Source organism: Arachnia propionica (assembly GCF_037055325.1).
Lineage (GTDB): Bacteria > Actinomycetota > Actinomycetes > Propionibacteriales > Propionibacteriaceae > Arachnia.
This window is the reverse complement of the sequence record NZ_CP146373.1, coordinates 2,411,823-2,432,628: the sequence shown is the minus strand read 5'-3', so window position 1 is coordinate 2,432,628 and position 20,806 is coordinate 2,411,823. Positions and strand designations below refer to the sequence as shown.

The 20,806-nt window shown below is 66.3% G+C and carries 21 protein-coding genes; 11 read left to right on the top strand and 10 right to left on the bottom strand.

What is annotated here, in order from left to right; translation table 11 throughout:
* The first annotated feature begins 78 nt into the window (after window positions 1–78).
* Genes V7R84_RS11340 through V7R84_RS11330 form a run of 3 tightly spaced genes read left to right on the top strand, consistent with a single transcriptional unit; the run spans window position 79 to window position 1,734 of the window.
* Window positions 79–1,071 carry an aldo/keto reductase gene (locus tag V7R84_RS11340; protein ID WP_338569064.1) on the top strand — a complete coding sequence of 331 codons (993 nt, stop codon included), beginning with the start codon at window positions 79–81 and terminating at the stop codon, window positions 1,069–1,071.
* Window positions 1,072–1,120: 49 nt separating this feature from the next.
* Window positions 1,121–1,258 (top strand): hypothetical protein, encoded by a 138-nt coding sequence (locus tag V7R84_RS11335; RefSeq protein ID WP_338569061.1) that lies wholly within the window; start codon window positions 1,121–1,123, stop codon window positions 1,256–1,258.
* A complete protein-coding gene (locus V7R84_RS11330; protein WP_338569058.1) occupies window positions 1,255–1,734 on the top strand; it encodes a zinc ribbon domain-containing protein in 480 nt (159 codons plus the stop codon). The genes V7R84_RS11335 and V7R84_RS11330 overlap by 4 nt, the downstream gene beginning before the upstream one ends.
* 416 nt (window positions 1,735–2,150) lie before the next feature.
* On the opposite strand, the gene V7R84_RS11325 is transcribed toward V7R84_RS11330, so the two are convergent.
* A complete protein-coding gene (locus V7R84_RS11325) occupies window positions 2,151–2,357 on the bottom strand; it encodes a hypothetical protein (protein WP_338569056.1) in 207 nt (68 codons plus the stop codon).
* Between the two features lie 511 nt (window positions 2,358–2,868).
* Between V7R84_RS11325 and V7R84_RS11320 the strand changes: the two genes are divergently transcribed.
* From V7R84_RS11320 to coaBC, 4 genes are all read left to right on the top strand, one after another.
* A complete protein-coding gene (locus tag V7R84_RS11320) occupies window positions 2,869–3,630 on the top strand; it encodes an MIP/aquaporin family protein (RefSeq protein ID WP_338569053.1) in 762 nt (253 codons plus the stop codon).
* Window positions 3,631–3,678: 48 nt separating this feature from the next.
* Window positions 3,679–5,202, top strand: coding sequence for a glycerol kinase GlpK (glpK, locus tag V7R84_RS11315; protein WP_338569050.1), 1,524 nt, complete (start codon window positions 3,679–3,681; stop codon window positions 5,200–5,202).
* Window positions 5,203–5,478: 276 nt separating this feature from the next.
* Window positions 5,479–6,693 carry an MFS transporter gene (locus tag V7R84_RS11310; protein ID WP_338569047.1) on the top strand — a complete coding sequence of 405 codons (1,215 nt, stop codon included), beginning with the start codon at window positions 5,479–5,481 and terminating at the stop codon, window positions 6,691–6,693.
* A 50-nt stretch (window positions 6,694–6,743) separates the two neighbouring features.
* On the top strand, window positions 6,744–8,042 hold the full coding sequence (gene coaBC, locus V7R84_RS11305; RefSeq protein WP_338569044.1) for a bifunctional phosphopantothenoylcysteine decarboxylase/phosphopantothenate--cysteine ligase CoaBC: 1,299 nt from the start codon (window positions 6,744–6,746) through the stop codon (window positions 8,040–8,042).
* Window positions 8,043–8,195: 153 nt separating this feature from the next.
* On the opposite strand, the gene V7R84_RS11300 is transcribed toward coaBC, so the two are convergent.
* Together V7R84_RS11300 and V7R84_RS11295 are read right to left on the bottom strand one after the other, a co-directional pair.
* The gene (locus V7R84_RS11300; RefSeq protein WP_338569041.1) at window positions 8,196–8,624 is read right to left on the bottom strand and encodes an SRPBCC family protein; all 429 of its coding nucleotides are present in this window, start codon (window positions 8,622–8,624) and stop codon (window positions 8,196–8,198) included.
* Window positions 8,621–8,929, bottom strand: a complete 309-nt coding sequence (locus V7R84_RS11295) for a metalloregulator ArsR/SmtB family transcription factor (RefSeq protein ID WP_338573896.1) — start codon at window positions 8,927–8,929, stop codon at window positions 8,621–8,623. Before V7R84_RS11295 ends, V7R84_RS11300 begins: the two co-directional genes overlap by 4 nt.
* A gap of 247 nt (window positions 8,930–9,176) precedes the next feature.
* On the opposite strand from V7R84_RS11295, the gene V7R84_RS11290 reads away from it, so the two are divergent.
* The 3 genes from V7R84_RS11290 to V7R84_RS11280 all read left to right on the top strand — a co-directional run bounded on the left by V7R84_RS11290 (window position 9,177) and on the right by V7R84_RS11280 (window position 11,198).
* Window positions 9,177–9,440, top strand: coding sequence for a hypothetical protein (locus V7R84_RS11290; RefSeq protein WP_338569038.1), 264 nt, complete (start codon window positions 9,177–9,179; stop codon window positions 9,438–9,440).
* Window positions 9,386–9,895 (top strand): ATP-binding protein, encoded by a 510-nt coding sequence (locus V7R84_RS11285; protein WP_338569035.1) that lies wholly within the window; start codon window positions 9,386–9,388, stop codon window positions 9,893–9,895. The genes V7R84_RS11290 and V7R84_RS11285 overlap by 55 nt, the downstream gene beginning before the upstream one ends.
* Window positions 9,896–10,166: 271 nt before the next feature.
* Entirely contained in the window at window positions 10,167–11,198 is a 1,032-nt protein-coding gene (locus tag V7R84_RS11280; protein WP_338569032.1) for a YdcF family protein, read from the top strand.
* Window positions 11,199–11,692: 494 nt separating this feature from the next.
* Here V7R84_RS11280 and V7R84_RS11275 read toward each other — a convergent pair whose 3' ends face one another.
* The 7 genes from V7R84_RS11275 to V7R84_RS11245 are packed head-to-tail and all read right to left on the bottom strand — an operon-like array spanning window position 11,693 to window position 20,015.
* Window positions 11,693–13,108 (bottom strand): ABC transporter ATP-binding protein, encoded by a 1,416-nt coding sequence (locus V7R84_RS11275; protein WP_338569030.1) that lies wholly within the window; start codon window positions 13,106–13,108, stop codon window positions 11,693–11,695.
* Window positions 13,101–13,886 carry an ABC transporter permease subunit gene (locus V7R84_RS11270; protein WP_338569028.1) on the bottom strand — a complete coding sequence of 262 codons (786 nt, stop codon included), beginning with the start codon at window positions 13,884–13,886 and terminating at the stop codon, window positions 13,101–13,103. Before V7R84_RS11270 ends, V7R84_RS11275 begins: the two co-directional genes overlap by 8 nt.
* Before the next feature lies 1 nt (window position 13,887).
* Window positions 13,888–14,505, bottom strand: a complete 618-nt coding sequence (locus V7R84_RS11265) for an ABC transporter permease (RefSeq protein WP_338569027.1) — start codon at window positions 14,503–14,505, stop codon at window positions 13,888–13,890.
* Entirely contained in the window at window positions 14,436–14,867 is a 432-nt protein-coding gene (locus V7R84_RS11260; RefSeq protein WP_338569024.1) for a hypothetical protein, read from the bottom strand. Before V7R84_RS11260 ends, V7R84_RS11265 begins: the two co-directional genes overlap by 70 nt.
* Window positions 14,868–14,874: 7 nt before the next feature.
* Window positions 14,875–16,383 carry an ABC transporter substrate-binding protein gene (locus tag V7R84_RS11255; protein WP_338569021.1) on the bottom strand — a complete coding sequence of 503 codons (1,509 nt, stop codon included), beginning with the start codon at window positions 16,381–16,383 and terminating at the stop codon, window positions 14,875–14,877.
* 45 nt (window positions 16,384–16,428) lie between these two features.
* Window positions 16,429–18,186, bottom strand: coding sequence for an ABC transporter ATP-binding protein (locus V7R84_RS11250; protein ID WP_338569019.1), 1,758 nt, complete (start codon window positions 18,184–18,186; stop codon window positions 16,429–16,431).
* Window positions 18,183–20,015, bottom strand: a complete 1,833-nt coding sequence (locus tag V7R84_RS11245) for an ABC transporter ATP-binding protein (RefSeq protein ID WP_338569017.1) — start codon at window positions 20,013–20,015, stop codon at window positions 18,183–18,185. Before V7R84_RS11245 ends, V7R84_RS11250 begins: the two co-directional genes overlap by 4 nt.
* 96 nt (window positions 20,016–20,111) lie before the next feature.
* On the opposite strand from V7R84_RS11245, the gene V7R84_RS11240 reads away from it, so the two are divergent.
* Window positions 20,112–20,771 carry a TetR/AcrR family transcriptional regulator gene (locus V7R84_RS11240; protein ID WP_338569014.1) on the top strand — a complete coding sequence of 220 codons (660 nt, stop codon included), beginning with the start codon at window positions 20,112–20,114 and terminating at the stop codon, window positions 20,769–20,771.
* Window positions 20,772–20,806: the final 35 nt, after the last annotated feature.

The window sequence follows — 20,806 nt, the reverse complement described above, 5'->3', positions numbered from 1 at the left end:
GCCGCGGGGCCCTGCTCGGGGCAGACTGGGCCGGGGCGCCTCCGATGCGCCCGACTCACACGCCGAAGGAGACTGGACATGGAACACGCCCGACTCGGCACGACGGACATCACCATCCCCCGACTGTGCATCGGGGGCATGAGTTTCGGGAAGGCCTTCCCGGACTTTCACCAGTGGGTCATCGATCAGGAGGCCACCCAGGCGGTGATCGCTCGCGCCCTGGAGTTGGGCGTCAACTTTATCGACACCGCCAACGTCTACTCCCATGGCACGAGCGAGGAATTCATCGGAACCTCGCTGAAGAACCTCGGCGTCAGACGTGAGGACGTGGTGCTGGCGAGCAAGGTCTACTTCAACGAAGGGCACCTGTCGCGCCCGGCCATCGAACGCGAGATCGACGGCACCCTGAAGCGTCTGGGCACCGACTACCTCGACCTGTACATCATCCACCGTTTCGACTACGCCACCCCGGTCGAGGAGACCTTGGAGGCCCTCGATACTCTCGTGCGCTCCGGGAAGGTCCGGGCCCTGGGGGCGTCGTCCATGTATGCCTACCAGCTGCATACCATGCAGGTGACCGCTGATGCCCACGGCTGGACCCGGTTCTCCTCCATGCAGAACCACTACAACCTGCTCTACCGTGAGGATGAGCGGGAAATGATTCCCGTGTGCCGCCAGTACGGCATGTCGGTGATCCCCTACAGTCCATTGGCCTCCGGACATCTGACCCGACCCACATGGGACTCCGACTCCGTGCGCTCCACCACCGACGCCACCATGCGCGGCAAGTACGACCGCGAACGCGAGACCGACATGCCCATCATCGAGCGCGTCGCCGAACTCGCCCAGCGTCACCACGTGGCGATGGCGGACGTCGCCCTGGCCTGGCTATGGGCCAAGGGTGTGGCGGCTCCCATCGTCGGTTGCTCGCGACCGAGTCGCGTCGATGACGCCGTGCGGGCCCTCGAACTGACTCTCACCGAGGAGGAGATCGCCTTCCTCGAGGAACCCTACGTTCCCCACGAACTCGTGGGCCCGCTGCCCCGCCCCGGGGATATCTCACAGCGCTGACCGCGCCCGGGTGCGGCCCACGGCCATGGCGACAGGAATGTGCCGTCCAGTGCCCAGTGCCCTGGTGGTGGGTGCCGCGACGCAGTATCGCCGGCGCAACAAAGTGTTGCTCGACGCCGGAGCAGGGGTGTGGTTCCCTGAGGAACGTGGCCACGTCGAGAGCCACGGAAGCGAGGGAGCAGCATGAGTATCGGAGAGATCATCAGCGCGGCCCGGGAGGCTCAGGGCATGACGCAGAGCGACCTGGCGGGGAAAGTTTTCGTCACCCGCCAGGCCGTGTCCAGATGGGAGACCGGAGCGACGACCCCGGGCGTGGACATGTGCAAACTCCTCGCAGCCGCGCTCGATGTGCCAGTCACTCGGCTCCTGGAGATGCCCCCGGAGCCCCGCTGCCAGAGTTGTGGCCTTCCCTTGGGCGAGGAAACGGATTACGGCGCCGAGGCTGACGGTACGCAGTCGAAGGAGTATTGCACCTGGTGCTATCTCGACGGCTCCTTCACCGGCGAGGAGTCGCTGGACGCTTTCATCGAACACAGCGCCCCATACATGGCGAAGGCAGCCGGCATCTCCGAGGACGAGGCCGTCTCCTACCTGGCCGTTGTCCTGCCGACGCTCGGGCGGTGGGCGGACCCGGACGGCAGGGCGCGTCAGGGCGCTCGATAACTCCGTCCCCGGCCGCGCGGTGGTGCCGATCCACGACGCCATGACCCGCTTCGCCTGCTGGAGCCGGGTTGTCGACCACAAGGAGGCCGTCGATGTCTTCGAGTGGATGCGTGACCGACGGGATTCTTGGCGACGGCCATGCCGGGTCTGGTGTTTGCGGATGATCCTTCGAGTCAGCATGCAGGTGACGGTGGTTGCGATTGGTCCTCCATGACCGGAGGCGTCGGCATGGTTTCGAATTCACCGCAGAGTCGCGGGGTGGAGGCCTGTGGCGGTCTGCTTCAGGACACGAGTCGCCGATACGCGGCTCTGGCTTTCATCGCGTGAATGATCTCGACTTCACCGTCATCGCACAGCAACACGACGATTTCCAGGAGGCGGCCTCCTGCCGTATCCAGCCCGATTCTCAATTCACGTTACGGGTTCTCGTCGTCCAGTGGTCCGCCTGCCAGCTCCTCGTCGGAGAACCGGGTCGGCACCACCCGGGAGGCACTTCCCGCCCGGGGCGGACGCCCCCAACGCTTCCGCAACTCGTCCACGTCATAGCCCGCTTCGGCCTCATCCGCCCACGCCTGAACCCGAGCATCCGAGACCTCGCGTCCCTGAACCATCCGCGTACCCATGACAACAGTGTGTTACGTACTACCCATGGGGTTGAATCTGGGGCGCACCGGGTCAGGGCCGATCAGGACTGCGTGGAGTAGTCCATGGGGGTGGTGACGTAGGCCGGCGGTTCGTCGGATACCGCGTGGTAGGGCTTCTGCAGCAGGGCGTTGATGCGGACCATCTCCTCCTCGGTCGCCGAGAGACCAACGACGTCTTCGAGTGGGTGACTGGCCGCTGAGGGACGGAGAGGGTGCGGGTTCGGTCCTTTTCGCGTGTCGAGCCAAGGACCTGGTGAGCGGTCTCGTGCGTTCGTGAACTGGTTCTGCTGGATGGACCGGACGGATTCGTGCGCTATGCTCCAAGCCGTGCATGAACGTGCACGAATCTTGCGTTTTTCCTAGTGAAAGCGCTTGGCTTTGGCTGTTCGAATGGTTCGGACGGCGGTGAGGGTCCCACCTCACCAGATCCCCGTGATGGCATCGTCTAGGCGATGCCCATGACAAAGTAGTCAGAACTGGAGTTCTAGAGATGTTCGCCATCTTCCTGTCGGAAGCAGTCGGTTCGACGCTGCTGATCCTCCTCGGCTGTGGTGTGGTTGCCAACACCGCGCTGGCCAAGTCCAAGGGTCACGGAACCGGCTTTTTGTTCGTGAACTGGGGGTGGGGCCTCGCGGTGTTCGTGGGTGTCATCGCCTCCGCCAAGTCCGGTGGTCACCTGAACCCGGCGGTCACCATCGGTCTGCTTATCAATGATGTCGCCCAGGGCAAGCAGCCCATGGACACCGGAACCGTGATGGCCTACCTCGGTGGCCAGTTCGTCGGGTCTCTGCTGGGTGCCTTCCTGTGCTGGGTGGCCTACAAGCAGCACTTCGACGAGGAGGCCGATCAGGGCGCCAAGCTCGCTGTGTTCTGCACGGCACCTGCCATCCGCAATCCGCTGTTCAACCTGCTCACCGAGATCATCGGCACCTTCGTGCTGGTTTTCGTGGTCATCGCATCGGGTCTCTACACCACCAACACCAAGGGTGATCCGGTCAACCTCGGGTGGCTGGGCGCGTTCGGTGTCGCCCTGCTGATCGTCGTCATCGGTACCGGTCTCGGTGGTCCCACCGGATACGCCATCAACCCCACCAGGGATCTGTGTCCCCGCATCATGCACGCCCTCCTGCCCATCAAGGGCAAGGGTGATTCCGACTGGAGCTACTCCTGGATTCCGGTGGTCGGCCCCATGATCGGCGGTCTGCTGGGAGGCCTGCTGGCTGCCCCGCTGCTCGCCTTCCCGTTGCAGTGATCCACCCCACTCCGGATAGATCCCGGTGTTTCACGAAGGAGCCCTCACATGACAAACCCCACACACGTACTCGCCATCGACCAGGGAACCACCTCGTCGCGCGCGATCATCTTCGACCACGAAGGGCGCATCGTCGCCGTCGGACAGAAAGAACACGAGCAGATCTTCCCCCGCGCCGGCTGGGTGGAGCACGATGCCATCGAGATCTGGGGCAACGTCCGTGAGGTCGTCGCCCAGGCTCTCGCGAAGGCACAGATGAACAAGAACGATCTGGCCGCGGTCGGTATCACCAACCAGCGCGAAACCACCCTCGTGTGGGACAGGAAAACCGGCGAACCCGTCTACAACGCCATCGTCTGGCAGGACACCCGCACCCAAAAGATCGTCGAGGAACTCAGCGGCGAGCAGGGAACCGACCGGTACAAGGAGCTCGTCGGGCTGCCGCTGGCCACCTACTTCGCCGGACCGAAGGTCAAGTGGATCCTCGACAACGTCGAGGGCGCCAGGGAACGCGCCGAGGCCGGTGACCTGGTGATGGGCACCATGGACACCTGGGTGCTGTGGAACCTCACCGGGGGTGTGAACGGTGGTGCGCACGTCACCGACGTCACCAACGCCTCCCGCACCATGCTGATGAACCTCAAGACCCTCGACTGGGAGCCCTCCATCGCCTCCGACATGGGCATCCCGATGTCGATGCTGCCGCAGATCAAGTCGTCTGCCGAGGTCTACGGCGTGGGTCGCCCACAAGGTCTCCTGGCCGGCGTGCCGGTCGCGGGCATCCTCGGTGACCAGCAGGCCGCGACCTTCGGGCAGGCCTGTTTCGAGAAAGGCATGGCGAAGAACACCTACGGCACCGGCTGCTTCATGCTCATGAACACCGGCGAGGAGATCGTTCCCTCCAAGAACGGGCTGCTGACGACGCTGTGCTACAAGATCGGCGACGCGAAACCCGTCTACGCGCTGGAGGGTTCCATTGCGGTGGCGGGGTCGCTGGTGCAGTGGCTGCGCGACAACCTGCGGATGTTCGAATCCGCCCCCGAGGTCGAAACCCTCGCGGCGACGGTCGACGACAACGGTGGCGCCTACATCGTGCCCGCGTTCTCGGGTCTGTTCGCCCCCTACTGGCGGGCCGACGCGCGCGGCGCGCTGGTGGGGCTCACCCGCTACGTCAACCGCGGCCACATCGCCCGTGCTGTCCTGGAGGCCACGGCCTTCCAGACCCGTGAGGTGCTGGACGCCATGGAGGCCGACTCGGGTGTGAAGCTGACCGAGCTGAAGGTCGACGGCGGCATGACCGCCAACGACACCCTCATGCAGTTCCAGGCCGACCAGCTCGGCGTCGATGTGGTGCGTCCCGTCGTCGCGGAGACCACGGCGCTCGGTGCGGCCTACGCCGCGGGCATCGCCGTCGGTTTCTGGAGCGGTGAGCAGGACGTCATCGACAACTGGGCCGAGGACAGGCGCTGGGGCGCGGAAATGGACGAGGCCGAACGCGATCGCCTGTACCGCAACTGGAAGAAGGCCGTCACCAAGACCTTCGACTGGGTTGACGACGACGTCGTGGAATGAACTGATCACGCACGCACCACGGTGCTTCGCCCCGTGCAGTCCCGGCATTGGGACGGCGCGGGGCAAAACCCTCCTCGACGACGTGAACACAATGCGCTCCCCGCATCATGAAAATGCGGGGAGCGTTCATGCGCACTCCCGGGACCATTGACGTATTCATCCCACCCGGGTGAGTGGTCCGGCTGCCTGGCATCGGGTTCGGACACGTCGTCGCAGGTGATCGGTCGCAGAGTGCTGCGATTCTGGTGCGCCATGAGGTGAAGGGACAGTTGTGTGATGGCAGTGATGAGTGGTCGTTGGCGCACGTTCCTTGGCTCGTATGTTCTCTCGATTGCCGGAGACCGGTGGCTCGACACCGCAGTGCCTGCCGTGTCGCTGTTGCTTTTCGGGGATCTGCAGGGGGCTGCGTTGTATCTGTGGAGTTCCGGATGTGCGCGTCCACTGACCAGTTGGGGCGCGGGACGGTGGGTGTCGCGGTGGCCCGCCTTTCCATGGCTCGGGGGAAGCAACCTTCTGACAGGCATCGCGATGGCCGGCCTGGGCCTGGTGTTCATGAGCGAAGGCCCGGTATCGGTGGGGCGGGTGGGGGTCATCGTCGTGGGGGTCCTGCTCGGGGCGGCGGCCGGCGTTCAGACTGTCGTGTTCGGGGCCACCGTCAAGGCCGTGGTGCCGGCGTCATGGATGGGACGCGCGCAGGCCCAGCTTGAGGTTGCCGACTCCTTGACCAGTTTCGTGGCGCCGCTGTTGGCCACCTGGATGCTCCTGTCGTGGCAGCCTGGACTCGCACTGGTGGTCGCGGGCTCCCTGTATCTCCTGGTTGCAGCCTTGAGATGGCGTTACGTGATCGTGGCATCGGTTCGATCCCGACCGCGACCGCGGGGTCGTCGGGGTCTGTCGTGGTTCCTGGTGCCTTTCGATGGCAGGGAACGTCGGCACGTTTCGGTTGTGGTGCTCACCGCGTCGTTGCTGACGATGCTGTGCGTGCCGGTGGCCTCGGCCCGTCTGGAAATTCTTGGGTTGTCGCCGGGCCTGTCCGGGATGGTGATCGCCGCCACCTCGCTCGGCAGCATCCCGGCGGCGCTCGTCGCGGGGCGGCTCATCCCGCGAATGGACGCATCGCGGCTTGTCCTGGTCGTGCCGCTCCTCGGGGCACTCATCCTCCTGGTGGGTCTACATTTCAGTTCGAGCCTGCCACTCACCCTGGCGCTGGCGGCCGGGTTCGATGCCTGTGCCTGCTGGGTCTTCGTGGTGACCGGGACCGCCCGTACCCAAGGTGAGGAAGCCCTCGACCTGGTACGGATCGCAGCCGTTATGTCCGTGCTCGGAGCTGCTGTGTCCACCCTCGCTGGGGTGATGTTGCTGGGTGCCACCGACCTGTCCGGGCAGGTGGCGGTGCTTGCCGGATGCCTGTTGTGTGTTGCGGCCTGCGGGCTCTCGGCCCACCCATTGACCTCTCTCAGGCCATCCGAGCCGGATCTCCCGGGCGGGTGACGAGGCGTCGAAGCCCATTCCCGTGCCCGGGGACGTGGGATCATGGCTTCATGTCAGACACTCCCGAGCCCACACCCGCCGAACCGCGACGCATCGTCGTCGGGGTGGCCGGTTCCATCGCCGCCTACAAGGCCCCTTTCGTCATCAGAGCTCTGCGGGAGGCTGGACACGAGGTCAAGACGGTGCCCACCGAGGCGGCGCTGCGATTCATTGGGGCTCCCGCGTTGGCGGCTGTCTCCGGCGCTCCGGTGTCGTCGGGCGTCTTCGACGATCCCGCCGCGGTCGAGCACGTCGCTGTGGGGGAGTGGGCGGAGCTCGTGGTGGTCGCTCCCGCGTCGGCGGATCTGCTGGCCCGTGTAGCGGCGGGACGGGCCGATGACCTGCTCACCGCGACGATACTCACCACCACCGCGCCCGTGCTGCTGGCCCCCGCCATGCACACCCAGATGTGGCTCAACCCGGCCACCCAGGAAAATGTCGCCACGCTGCGTCGCCGTGGATTGACGGTGCTCACCCCCGACTCCGGGCGCCTGACGGGCAAGGACTCCGGGATCGGGAGGCTGCCCGAGACCGACCGAATCGTCACCGAGGCCTTGGCCTTGCTGGAGAGCTCGGATGTCGAGGGCAGGCCCAATGGGCTGGAGGGTCGGCACGTGGTGGTCTCGGCGGGCGGCACCCGCGAACCGATCGACCCGGTGCGTTTTCTCGGGAATCGTTCCTCCGGGCGGCAGGGCTGCGCCATCGCGCGGGCCGCAGCGATCCGTGGGGCGCGCGTCACTCTGGCTGCTGCGCACGTCGATGCCGGCATCCTGGCCCAGCTTCCGGCCTCCGTCGAGGTGGTCCCGGTGACCACGGCCCTGGAACTCAACGACGTCGTGCGGCACCTCTGCGCCGACGCCGACGTTGTCGTCATGGCCGCCGCGGTCGCGGATTACCGGCCCACCACCGTGTCGGCCGCGAAGATCAAGAAACACGGCCTGGAAGACGACGAGACGGGCCCCGTCCCGCCACCGGTGATCACCCTGGTGGAGAACCCCGACATCCTGGCCGGACTGGTCTCCGACCCGCCTCGGGGCGAGAACGGACGGACCCTCGTGGTCGGGTTCGCGGCCGAAACCGGCGACGAGAACGGCGACGTGCTGAGCCACGGGGTCGCGAAGGCGTGGCGGAAAGGCGCCGACCTCCTCGCGGTCAACGCCGTCGGCCCCGCCCTCGGGTTCGGTGACGTGCCCAATGCGGTCGTGGTTCTGGACGCCCAGGGTCGCGAGGTGATCCGGGCCTCTGGCAGCAAAGACGACGTGGCCAGGGCGCTGGTGGACCTCATCGCCGAACGCCTGGAAAACGACTGATCACAGCCCCAACCGCGACCGCCCGTCGATCCTGCCCGCGGCTGCGGTGGTCCGCACAGGGGACCTCCTCCATGTTTCCCGGGCCGGGGCCACACCTGGATCGCCACGGGTTCTTGCTACTGGCCGCAAGATCTGTGGCGGTTCATCCGTGCATCACCAGCTCTCCCCGGTTTCCACAACCGTTTTGAGGCCGCTGAGCACGAACATCCAGGCTGCCCCGACGTTCTTGGCCGTGTTCGGGGAACTATCGAGGCGGTCATGGATCACGGTGAGACAGCAATGGCCGTCTTCCTGAGGTTCGATGAGCCAGGTGACGCGGCTGGCAGGTTCGTCCGCCGAAGGTGGGTGATAGAGCGAACGCCAGGTGATCACGAATCTGTGGACCGGATCCGATTCCAGCACCTCCCCGTCGACCAGGGGAGCGTCGGTCGAGCGATAGACGCACGGTGAGCCGGGTTCCGTGGTCGTGTCGATGCTGGACCCATAGAAGTAGCGACGGGTGAATTCGGGTTTCGTGATGGCCTCCCAGATTGCTTCGGGAGCAGCCTTGATGAAGATGCGATGCACCTGTGTGGTGGTCATGAGTCCTCCAGATCTGATTTCAGCTCCATCAGGGCGGATGCCTGGTGGGCGGTGTATTTGTCGATCCAGCGGGCATGGATCTGGTGGATCGGAATGGGGTTGAGGAAGTGTCGTTTGACGCGGCCGTCGCGCTTCGTGGTCACCAGACCTGCTTCTTCCAGGATGTGCAGGTGTTTTGCGATGCCGAACCGTGTCATTTCGAAGTCCTTCTCCAGTTCCTTTTGGGTGAGTCCCTCTTCGGCGAACAGCCGGTCGAGCAGCATGCGTCTCGTGGGATCCGCCAAGGCCTTGAACACCTCGTCCATGTCCACCCCGAGAAAATATGTGACTTAATGGTCACGTGTCAAGGGGAGGTGTGAAGGTTGTGGATACGCTTCCTGCTCGCGTGCGCTCCAGAGGCGATGGATGCAAGGAAACAGGTGAATGAGGACCTTCTTGAACTCGGCTCACCCAGCTACGGGGAAGGGGGTGTGCGTTGGTTCAACCAGCTTCCCGTAGCTTCCCGCATAACTTCCCGGGGCGTTAAGTTAAGTGGGAAGCTGGGCGGGAAGCATGGATGAGAAAGAGCTGCGCGAGCTCGTAGAACGACTTCGCCTGGTGGAGGAACACGTCCAGCCGGCCTGGGACGAGGAACCCGTGCCCGGGGCCAGCCCGGAGGACCTGGACGCCGATGCGCTCGCCAGCTACCTGGAGGGGCAGCGCCAAACCCGTCCCCGGACTTTCGCCCAGGGCGATGACGCGGCACCCAGGTGCAGCTCAACATGTACGTCGACCGGCTCGAGGTCATCAACCCCGGTGGGTTGTACGGCGCAGTGACCCTGCGAACGCTCGGGACGGCGGGAATCAGCTCGACCCGCAACCAGCGGCTGGCCTCTCTGCTCGAGAACGTGCGGCTCCCCGATGGCGGTCTCGTTGCTGAGAATCGGGGAACTGGTTTCGCGGTGATGGCTGCGGAACTTGAGAAGGCCCTCATGCCCCCGATCGAGATCCGCGACGACATGGTGAGCTTCACCGTCACCTTCCGTCGGCGTCGGCTGGCTTGTGGGGAACGCAGGAACACGGCCCGCGCGGGGATCGAGAAAACACTGTGGGAACGGGCCTCGGCGACAACCGCCGAGCTGATGGCCGCGACGGGATTCAGCCGCACCGCCGTCCAGCAAGCCCTCAATCAGATGATCGGGGAGGGGACGGTTGAGGCAATGGAACCCCCTCGCAGCCCCGCCAGCGCTACCGCACCAAGGCGGCTGGATGAACCGGGAGCAGACGCGTGAACCGGGCAGGCGAATGGGGGGAGACAGGGTCAAGACCCGTCTCCGTAGTCGCCTTCGAGCCACCCGGCCAGACCCTTGTGGGGATCGACCGTTGGTGGCGAAGCCAAGTGAACCGGTAGCTTCCGGGCAGCGGATCTGGGTTCGTCGCACCGGAGAAGGTCTTGCGATCACGGGCTGACCGGCTCCCGTCACCCCTGAGGACACCCCGAGCGTCCCCGAAATCATGAGCTACAGCAGAGTATTCGCCCAGCAGTGCGGCTATCGTGCCACTGTGGGCTCGACAACTCTGACTGGACTGGTACTGCTGGCAGCTTTACTCATCGTGGGGTGGGTGGCATGGCGGCGGGTCCGCCAGGAACCGCGGCGATTGGCCAATGCTGGGTGGATTGCCGTCACCGTGCTGCTCGGCATCCAGGTACTGGCGGTGCTCGGTTTCGCGGCCCCATTGGTGGGGCTGGGTTTCCTGGTGCTCATGTCGCCCTTGATGGCCGTCGGTTTGGCGGGTTTCCTCATCCTCAATGGTGTGGTCATGCTCTGCAGGGAACGTTTCTCCTTGGCGCATTCGTTGTCCCTGCTCGCTGGTGTTGGGCTGGTTGCGGCAATGGTTGTTTGTGTCGCCGTGGTTTTTACCGAGGAAAAACGGGCCTTTCCCGTTCCGGCGTTCATCATGCTCACTACCGGTTGGGTGGCGTTGATGTTCTTTTGTTTCGTCGGGTACTCCTGGTTCTACCAACGTATCGTTCGCAGAGTTCACCCGGATTTCATCATGGTGCTGGGTGCTGGGGTTCCTTCTGGGAAGGTCACCCCGCTGCTGGCCGGGCGTATTGACCGGGCCCTTGGGGTGTGGCGGGGTGAGGTGGGTGTTGGGCGGCGTCCGTTGTTGGTGATGAGTGGTGGGCAGGGTCCTGATGAACCTGTCAGTGAGGCTAGGGCGATGGCGGAGTATGCGTTGGAGCGGGGTGTTCCGGAAGCGGCTTTGGTGTTGGAGGATCGCTCCACGACGACCCGGGAGAATTTCCAGATGTCGACGGATCTGGTTCGGGTCGAGCCGCGGCTGGGCCCGGAGGCTATGGGAGTTGCTGTTACCAGCAATTATCATGCGATGCGTGCTGCGTTGTTGGCCCGCGACTTGGGTACGGGTATTCAGGTGTTGGGGGCGCGTACTGCGTGGTATTACTGGCCGAGTGCCATGTTGCGGGAGTTCGTGGCGGTGGTGCAGAGATCCCCCAAGGCCTACGGGCTGGGCCTGGCCCTGACGACGATGCCATTGACATTGCTGGTGACACTAATCTTGCTGTCCTGACAGAAACCGGGCTGCTATAGGTTTTGTGGACAGCGACGAAAAACCTTGGATTATGGATTAGGCCGCTGTCTTGGCTTGTTTCCATTCCCGTCAGATTTCATTCGGGGTGCGGCACCCGATCGAGGATTGAACCCCGGTGTGACTGCAGTCTCATCTGCGCTTAAAACCGTTGAGGACATCCACAAGGCGATCACTCGACGCCTGAAACGAATTTACGGATCAGGACACTGGGAACTGTCACAGAACTCACGCCCGGCTGTGGAACGGTTGGTGGCCGGGTTCGCAGTCAGCTTCTTGCAACTTCCCAAGGCTTTAAGTTGGGTGGGAAGTTCTGCGGATCGAATGGGGATCTTCTCGAAACCGGGGTCGTGTCGAAACCATGGTGAGGGTGTTTGGAGGCTTGCTTGTCGGGTTCCGGGTGGTTTCAACTCGGGTCGCTCGTTGCTCGCGCCCCGGCTCAACCAGCTTCAGAGAAGGGGCGTTCGCGTGTTGGCTTAGTCGTTGAGCCTGACCTCCCGGTCGCAGCGGGCGATCACTGTCGGGTCGTGGGTGATCACCAACATGGGGATGCGTTTCCTGACCTCGGCCAGGACCTCGCAGATGGCGTCGCGGGTGGTCGCGTCCAGGCTGGAGGTTACCTCGTCGAGCACCAGCAGCCGCGCCCCGGAGACCAGGACCCGGGCGATCGCGAAGCGCTGCAGCTGGCCTCCCGACAGCTGTCTCGGATGACGGGTTTCCCAGCCGGGTGGCAAACCGACCAGTTCGGCCGCCTCCTCGACGCCCGTTCCCGCCCTGCCGAGTCGCACCGCCCTGGCATGGGCGCGCGCCAGGGACCGTCCGAGCGACCACGCCGGGTTCACCGACGTCGCGGGATCCTGCGGCACCCACCCGATCGTCCCGCGCGCCGAACGGGGCCAGTCGTCCAGCCGCGCCGGCAGGGCCGTCCCGGCCACGCTCACCTCGCCGTCGCGCCTCGGCCAGAGTCCGACGAGGGTCCGCGCCACCGTCGACTTTCCCGAACCGGACGGTCCCGTCAACGCCACCGCCTCCCCGTCGAGGACGTCCAGGTCCAGGCCGGTCACGGGGGGATCGGCCAGCCCGGGCGCGCTCGCCGTCAACGACCGCACGCACAAAACGGGCTCCGCGTCCCTTCGCGTTCCGCCGCCTCGTGATGTTCCCGGGCGATCCGCGGCCACGACTTCCCGCGCCGGGACGCCGTCGGTGAGACGCCCGTCACGCATCTCCACCACCCGGCTGGTCAGGCGCGCCGCCACCGCGGGGTCGTGGGTGATCACCAGCAGGGTCGCGTCCAATTCCGCCACGAGCTGTTCCACTAGACCCAGGGCGGCGTCGACGGCCGACGGGTCGAGCCCGGCGGTCGGTTCGTCGAGCACCAGCAGCTCGGGGCGGCGTGCCAGGGCGCGGGCCAGCGCCACCCGCCGCCGCTGCCCTCCCGACAGCTCCGCCGGGAAACGGTTCAGGAAGTCGCGGGTCGTCGGCAGCCCGAAGACCTCCAGGGCCTCGTCGCGGAGTCGCTGCGCATCCTCACGCGGACCCCGCGACAACTCCGTCATCAGGTATCCGATGCGGCGGGTCGGGGTCAACGCCCCGGCCGGGTCCTGATCCAGCCGGGCGACGCGACGCCGCAGTCCCCGCAGGGCCCCGGGGGAGGCCAACCGGCCATCGACAACGACGGGCACATCCAGCACCGTCACGTTCCCCGCCCCCAGTTCCAAACCAGGCGCGATCGAACCCAGCAGGGCCAAGGACAGGGTCGACTTCCCCGAACCGGATTCCCCTACGAGCCCGACCCGCTCGCCCCGTTCCACGGCAAGGGCGGTTTTGTCCAGGATCGTTCCGGCGACCGAACGGATCCGCAGGTCGTCGACCTGCACGGCTGGTTCAGTCACGGCGACCTCCGAGGGCATCGACGAACAGGTTCACGGGCACCGTCAACGCCACCATCGCACCCAACGGGGCCAGCACCGCCCACGGATTGAGCCCCAGCCCGTCGAGGTTCCGCGACACCATCGTCGGCCACAGGAAACCGGACTCGGCGGCGGTGGTGCCCAGGAAGGAAATGGTGGCCATCAGGTAGAGGGCGGTGATCGTCGCCAACCCCAGGTCGGCCAGGACGGGACGCAGCAGCACCGGCACCACCTCCCGGACCAGCGCCACCGACGTCCTGTCGCCGGCCACCCTGGCCTGTTCGAAGAAGGCCGCCCCCAACAGTGGCTCCGCGGCCGCCCGGTAGTAGCGGGACGTGAACGGCAGGGTCAGGGCGGTTGCGATCGGGATGGTGGCATACAGCGACGCCCCGGCGCGCTGATAGACCACCAGCGAGGCAACAATCATCGGTGTCACCAGGACGACATCCAAGACGAACCGCGCGAACCAGGCCCCCCGGGCCCGGGTGGCGAGCCACAAACCAGCGGCCAGCCCGACGCCCTGCGAGACCACCGCGGTCAGGAGGGCCGCGATCAGCAACGCCCGGCCGCCCTCCAGGAGCTGGGGCAGCACCGGCCGCCCCAGGTAGTCGTGCCCCAACCCGCCCGGACCGCCCACCGAATAGGCGAAGGACGTCGTGGCCGCGGAATTCCCGGCCGCTGGCGCCAACCACGGGGCGACCATGGTGACAAGCACCATCAGCAGGGCGATGCCGCCCCAGATCCTCGCTGAAACGCTCACCTCACACCACCGCAACCATGCGTTCCTGGCGCACCGACAGCGCATCCGCGACGGTGAAGGCCACCACCGCGACCACCATCATCAACGCCCCCGCGGCCATCACCACCGGCACCTCCCTGTCCCCGACGGCCCGCACCAGCGCGAACCCCAGACCGGGGAAGGAGGTCACGGTCTCGACCACCACGGCCCCACCCAGCAGGTAGGGGATCGTCTGCGCGAGCAGCTGCAGGACGCCGGGAGCCACCGACGGCAACAGGTGCCTGGACAGCACCCGTCGCCGCGTCAGGCCCGCCAGTTCCGCCTCGCGCACGTAGGGTGCCGCGGCGTGGGTGGCCACCAGGGCCTGGACGCGACGGGTCAGGGATGCGGAACACACCAGCCACAGCGACAGCGCCGGCATCACCAGGCAGACGGGGTTCTCCCACACCGTGCGACCCGCACCGGGCACCGACAGCACCGGCAGCCAGCGGGTCCACACCGCCAGGACGGCCAGCAGCGCGATCGCCACCACGAACTCCGGTATCGCGGCAGCGGCCACCGAGAACCCCGTCAGGAACCGGCTGACCGGATGCCTCGGACGCGCCCCGGTGACGACCGCGACGGGCAGGGTGAGCAGCACAACCCCAGCAGCACCACCGCGGCCAGGCTCAGCGACGCCAGAACCGGTTGCGTGATCGTCTCGGCCACGGGCCGGGACGTGATGAGCGTGGTCCCGGGATCCCCCCGCAGGATGCCCGCCACCCATTCCAGGTAGCGTTCCAGGACGGGCCGGTCCAGACCCATCCGGGTCCTGGCCGCCTCCACCGCGGCGGCCCCGTTCCTCGAGGCGCTCGCAGTTGCCGCATCCCCGGGCAGGGCCTGGATCAGCAGGAACAGCAGAAGCGAGGCCGTCAGGCATTGGCCTGCGGAGCGCGCCAGCCGCCGCAACAACCAGCCGGTGAAGGTGGGTTGCTGCGGCGACGCGTCGATGGTTCGTACCAAGGCCAGATCAGCCGACCGGGTTGAAGGTGGCCTTTGTCAGCCAGGGAACCGCTTGGACGGAGGTGAAATTCTCCAGCCCGGCCCGGTACGCCGAGACCTGCTTCTGGTAGCCCCAGATCAGGTCACCGCCCTGGTCGTGGATCTCCTTGCTGATCTCGCCCACCAGCTTCTTCTGCTCGGCCGCGTCCAGGGTGGCGGTGGCTTTCGTCAGGTTCTGCTGGATCGTCTCGGAGGTGAAACCGGAAAGGTTGAAGGGGTAGTCGGGCATGACCTGGCTGCGGAACTCGGTGATAGGGTTGCGGTTGATCCAAAAGGCGGTCGCCGCCTGCGCCTGGTGCAGCTCGGCAGGGTTGCTGTAGTAGGTCTGCGGGTCGCGCTTGTCGACGGTGATCTGCACCCCCACCTCGGCGAACTCCTGGGCCATCAACTCGGCCGAGGCGACCATACCCGGCATGACGTCGGCTGCGACGATCGTGAAGGACGTGACCCCTTTCTCCGCGAAGATGCGCTTGGCCTCCTCTTTGTTGGCCGTGGTCTGGGCGACGTCCTCCGGGTAGTTGTCGTATCCCTTGCCGAGCATGTCGTTGGCGACCTCACCGGTGGATCCGAGGACGGTGGTGACCAGCTTGTCCCGGTCCACGGCAAGTTTGGCGGCCCGCCGCACCTCCGGGTCGTTGAAGGGCGCGACGCGGGTGTTGAGGGCCAGCTCCAGGGCGGATGCGGACTCCAGGGTGGGGTCGGCCACCTTGACGTTGGGAGCTCCGGACAGGGTCGTGAGGGCAGCCGAGTTGAGGCCGGTGGCGAGGTCGATCTCGCTGGTGCGCAGGGCGTTGGCCTGGGCCGTGGAGTCGGGGATCGGCACCATCGTGACCTGCGGGATGGACGGGGTGCCGTCCCAGTATTTGTCGTTGGCGTGTAGCTGGTAGCCGGTGCCGGGGTCCCCCTTGTCGACGACGAAGGGGCCGGCGCCGATGCCGGTGAACTGGCCCTTCGGGGCGATGGCGGAGAACATTCCCAGCGAGGATTCGAGGAAATCGGAGGCGGGTTTCTTCAGTTTCAGCGTCGCCGTCGACCCGGATGCGCTGGAGGCCTCGAAGTCGATGTCGGAGTACAGACTGGCGTAGCTGGGTGACTGGGCGAAATGGGCGAGGGAATCCAGGACGTCCTGCCCAGTGGCGGCGGTGCCGTCGGAGTAGGTCAGGCCGTCGCGCAGCGTGACGGTCCACTCATCGGCGGTGGCGTTGGGTTCGATGGACTTGGCCAGGGACAGCGCCGCCCCCTTCTTGGTCATGATCGCCAGGGAGTCGTAGACGTTGAACGCCAGCAGCATCGAACCCGGTGAGGAGGCGGTGGCCGGGTCGAGTGAATCGGTCGGGGCGAAGAGCGCCCCGATCCTGACCGGCTGGGAGGCGCCCGAGGCCGACGGGGAGCTGCCGCCGGAACCGGATGCGCATCCGGTCAGTCCCAGGGCGGCGGCCACGATGACGGCGCCCAGACGCAATCTCCAAGGTTTCATCATTCCTGCTTTCTCGTGTTGCTGTTCGGTTTTTTTGACTCGGATTCAGACCAGGGACCATCCGCTGGCGCTGCTCCGGTACTGCCAGAAGTCGCGGTAGGGGCCATCGACGCCCACCAGGTCCTCGTGCCGGCCCTGCTGCGCAACCTGGCCGTCGGCCCCCAGCACCACCACCTGGTCGGCGGCGGCGATGGTTTCCAGCTTGTGGGCGATGACGATGAGGGTGGAGGAGCGTCTCAGCTCCTCCATGGCGGCCACGATGTTCGCCTCGTTCTCGGCGTCGAGGGCGCTGGTGGCTTCGTCGAGGAGCACGATGGGTGCCCGTTTCAGCAGGGCGCGGGCGATGGAGACGCGCTGCCGTTCGCCGCCGGACAGGGCCCGACCGCCCTCACCGACCCGGGTCTCCCAGCCGCCGGGGAGCCGTTCGACGATCTCCGTCACCCCGGCGAGATTGGCGGCGTGGTGCACCTCGTCGTCGGTGGCGTCTTGGCGGCCCAGGCGGATGTTGGCTTCCAGGGTGTCGTCGAACAGGTAGACGTCCTGGAAGACCATCGACAGCTGTGACATCAGGTCCTCGGTGGTCAGCTGCTTCACCTCCACCCCGCCGACCCTGAGCCGCCCGGAGTCGACGTCGTAGAATCGCGCGACCAAACGGGCGATGGTGGTCTTGCCGCTGCCGGAGGGGCCGACGAGGGCACACATCGAACCGCTGGGCACCGTCATCGAGACCCCGCGCAGCACCGGCACGCCAGCTTGGTAGCTGAAATCGACGTCGACCAGTTCGACGCTGCCGTCGGAGGGTGCATCGGGGGATGTGTCGGGTTCGGGCAGCACGGGGGAGTCCATGACCCGATCGATGTGGTTCATCATCTGTCGGCGCTCCTCGAAACCGATCATCATGGCCCCGATGTCGCTCAGCATCGTCATGAACCGCAGGCACATACCGATGGTGACGATCGCCTGAAGCGGGGCGAGTTGTGACGACAGCGCCAGGGTGGCGGACAGGACGATCATGGAGATCACCACGAGCTGGGCGAAGGCGCCGTTGACCATGTTGCCGACGGCCTCCCACCAGAAGGCGCGCCGCGAGTCGCGGTGGTTGTTCTCGAATGCCGTCTTGAGGCCCGGTGGGTTTGGTGCGTTGCAGGAACGCAGCGCCCCTTGGCAGCGGGAAAACTCGATGATGCGGGCCGCCAGTTCGACCTCGGAGGGTTCGGCGATGGCCTTGCCGTGGTTCAGGATGCGCCGTCCGATGATGAGGCCCACGGTCAGCACGGGAGCCGCGCAGGTCAGCAGCAGGCCGAGCCGCCAGTCCCAGAACCAGGCGCCGATCCCGATCACGACGCAGGCGGCCGCATCGACCCGCAGCTTGTACAGGAAGTGCGCCACCGACTGCGACAAGGACATCATCTCCTGGCTGGCCATCCGCGACATCCAGCCCGCCGACGACGGGTCGAACCAGGACAGGGGCAGCCTCGCGACCTTGTCGCCGATGCTGTGATGGACGCTCTGCATGAAACCGAGTGCACCCAGGTACCCGGTGCGGGTGCCTATGAAGTCGATGGTGAGGGTGGCGACGGCGGTGATGAGCAGAACCACCAGCCAGCCGCCGAAATCCAGCCCCCAGCTCGGGCCACCCGTGGTCAGGGCGACGGATGTGGGGAGCAGGGCCAGCAGCGCGAACCCCGTCAGTGCCCCGGCCACCACACCGATGGTCAGGCCCGTGGACAACTGCCGCCACTGGGACGGTGTCATGAGGCGGCGGTAGCGGGGCAGCAGCGCGTTGCGGTCGATGTCACTCATCGCGGGTCCTCCTTGGGTGAGGCGGTGAGTAGCTCGCCGCTCTGGCGCAGCAACGCCTGGTAGTGGGGTTCGTCGAGCAACTCCTCGTGGGAACCGACCGCCTGGATGCGTCCCCGGTCCATCACCACGATCCGGTGGGCTCCCCGGATGGCGGCGGGCCGGTGGGCGATCACCAGCACGGTGCGTCCCTTCACCAGGGTGGTCAGGGCCTGCTGGATCTCGGCCTCGGACTCGGGATCCGCGAAGGCGGTGGCCTCGTCGAGGAGCAGCACGGGGGCGTCGACCAGGAGCGCCCTGGCGATCGCGATCCGCTGCTCCTGCCCACCGGACAGCGAGGTGTCGGTGCCGATGACGGTGTCGTAGCCCTCGGGAAGCGACATCACGAAGTCGTCGATCCTGGCCATTCTCGCGGCCTCCCGGACCTCGTCGAGTCCCGCTCCCGGACGACCCAGGGCGATGTTGTCGCGGACGGTGGCCCGCAGCAGCTGGGCGTCCTGGAGCACGAACGAGACGTGCGAGTAGAGGGTCTCCTCGGTTAGCTGCCTCAGGTCGACGCCCCCGAGCCGGATGCTCCCGGAATCCGGATCGGCGAAACGGGCGATCAGCGTGGCCAGGGTCGACTTGCCGGAACCTGAGGGGCCGAGCAGGGCCGTCACGGTTCCTTCCTCCAGGGTGAGACTGACATCGTCGACGGCGAGGGTCTGGCCGTAGGAGAAGGTGACGTGATCGAGTTCGACGGTGCACCCTTGGGGGGTCTGCGAGGTCTCGGGGTAGGGCAGGACAGGGGTGTCGAGGATGGCGCACAGCCGGATCGCCGCGGCCCCGGCCATCTGATAGGACCAGGAGATCGACGAGACGACCTGCACGGCGCCGGGGAGCACCAACGCGATCAGCGTGGCCGCGAGCACCTTGGGCAACGTGACCGTCCCGGCCTGGATCAGCAGGGCCCCGCCCCCCAGGTTCACCACGAGCAGCAGCGGAATGGAGATCCACGCCATGGAGACGCAGCTGATCGAGACCAGGGGCAGCGCCCAGGCGCGGAAGAACCGGGAGAACTCGTCGGCGGAATCCACGTAGGCGGAATGCGCCCTACCGACTCGCCCGAAGGCCTTGACCACTGAGATCCCGGCGACGAACTCGGCCATGGTGGAGGAGACTTTCGCCAGTTTCGCGTCCATCTCGGCGGTCTTCTCCGGCATGCCCTTCATGGAGACGGCGTAGGTGGCCATGTGTAGCGGGATTGTGGCGATGCTGAGCAGCCCCAGCCGCCAGTCCAGCCAGAACGCAAGGCAAAGCAGGGCCAGCGGGGTCACCACCGCGTTGAGGATCTCGACGGGGCCGTGGGCGATCACGGTGTGGACGGTGCGGGTGTCGTCCTGGACGCCCTTGCGGATCATGCCCGAGGTCGACTCGGTGAACCACGACAGCGGGGCCCGGGCCAGGCGCTGCGCGATGCCGCGCTGCAACTGGTCGCGCAGCCTCAGGTCGGCGACGTGGGTGATGAGCAGGCCGACGAAGTACAGCAACAACTGGCCGGAGAAGGAGCCGATCAGCAGGTTGATCGCCGACCATGCCCGGTCGGCGTCGACGACGGTGCCGGCGCTGTGGGCGGCCAGCAGGAGGTCACCGAGCTGGACGAGGGCGAGGTAGGGGGCGGTCGTGAGAATGGCCGAGGCGATCACGAACACCTGTCCCAGCCGTTGCAGTCCGCGCACCGGGGCGGCCAGGCGCTTGATTGCTGCCTGCCCCTCCTGCGCTTTCTGCTTGTTCGCCGCCCTCGGATCGGCCCGCTGGTCCGGTTCGACGCGCTCACGTTCCTGCGTCGTCATGAAGTGCACCTCGAAAGATTGGAAAATGGTCTTCAGTGTTCAATGAGGTTCACCTTAACGCCACGCTGTGACGTGGGCAACGAGTACGTTAACCGCATGAGATCACACGGGAGGCGCACCGGCCCGAAACCGGGCTTCACCCACGACGACGTCGTCACGGCCGCACTTGAGATCGGGGTCCGGGACTTCACCCTCGCCGGGGTGGCCAAACTCCTGGGGGTCGGCACCCCGGCGCTGTACCGCACCATCGCGTCGCGGGACGACCTGCTGCGTGGCTGTCTGAAACGCCTGGCCGGGGAGAACAGGTTCACTGTCCCCGAAGGCGATTGGCGGGAACTGCTGCGGCACCAGGCCGAGTGGTTATGGGGTCTGGTGGACCGCCACCCTGGGCTCGCGGAGACGTTCCTGGTGGTCACGTGGGCGCACCACTACTTCGCCCGGGGTATGAAAACCTGCATCGATGCGCTGGTCGAGCGGGGGTTTAGCCCGGACGACGCCGTTTTCGCCGTGGATTTCATCGGCGACACCGTGCTGTGCACCCATCTGGTGATCGAGGCGAACCGTGCGATCCTCCCGGGGGAGGACGGTACGGTTGCGACGGGGCTGGAGGCCGCCGTCGAGAACTTCAACCGGGAGAAGTTCGCCGAGGATTTCCCGGAGCAGCTCGTGCCCAATGACGACTGGACGGACCGGGGTTTCCTGGACCGCAAGATCCATTTCATCATCGAGGGAATGGCCCGGCGGGTCGGCGGGTGAGAGGTCGTGGACCGGTCCCGTGGGACGATGGTGAC

Bases quoted from the DNA above. Each gene is read 5' to 3' on its own strand.
- V7R84_RS11340 (WP_338569064.1), top strand. From the start codon at position 79: ATGGAACACGCCCGACTCGGCACGACGGACATCACCATCCCCCGACTG.
- V7R84_RS11330 (WP_338569058.1), top strand. From the start codon at position 1,255: ATGAGTATCGGAGAGATCATCAGCGCGGCCCGGGAGGCTCAGGGCATG.
- V7R84_RS11325 (WP_338569056.1), bottom strand. From the start codon at position 2,357: ATGGGTACGCGGATGGTTCAGGGACGCGAGGTCTCGGATGCTCGGGTT.
- V7R84_RS11320 (WP_338569053.1), top strand. From the start codon at position 2,869: ATGTTCGCCATCTTCCTGTCGGAAGCAGTCGGTTCGACGCTGCTGATC.
- glpK (WP_338569050.1), top strand. From the start codon at position 3,679: ATGACAAACCCCACACACGTACTCGCCATCGACCAGGGAACCACCTCG.
- V7R84_RS11310 (WP_338569047.1), top strand. From the start codon at position 5,479: ATGGCAGTGATGAGTGGTCGTTGGCGCACGTTCCTTGGCTCGTATGTT.
- coaBC (WP_338569044.1), top strand. From the start codon at position 6,744: ATGTCAGACACTCCCGAGCCCACACCCGCCGAACCGCGACGCATCGTC.
- V7R84_RS11300 (WP_338569041.1), bottom strand. From the start codon at position 8,624: ATGACCACCACACAGGTGCATCGCATCTTCATCAAGGCTGCTCCCGAA.
- V7R84_RS11295 (WP_338573896.1), bottom strand. From the start codon at position 8,929: ATGGACGAGGTGTTCAAGGCCTTGGCGGATCCCACGAGACGCATGCTG.
- V7R84_RS11290 (WP_338569038.1), top strand. From the start codon at position 9,177: ATGGATGAGAAAGAGCTGCGCGAGCTCGTAGAACGACTTCGCCTGGTG.
- V7R84_RS11285 (WP_338569035.1), top strand. From the start codon at position 9,386: ATGTACGTCGACCGGCTCGAGGTCATCAACCCCGGTGGGTTGTACGGC.
- V7R84_RS11255 (WP_338569021.1), bottom strand. From the start codon at position 16,383: ATGAAACCTTGGAGATTGCGTCTGGGCGCCGTCATCGTGGCCGCCGCC.
- V7R84_RS11250 (WP_338569019.1), bottom strand. From the start codon at position 18,186: ATGAGTGACATCGACCGCAACGCGCTGCTGCCCCGCTACCGCCGCCTC.
- V7R84_RS11245 (WP_338569017.1), bottom strand. From the start codon at position 20,015: ATGACGACGCAGGAACGTGAGCGCGTCGAACCGGACCAGCGGGCCGAT.
- V7R84_RS11240 (WP_338569014.1), top strand. From the start codon at position 20,112: ATGAGATCACACGGGAGGCGCACCGGCCCGAAACCGGGCTTCACCCAC.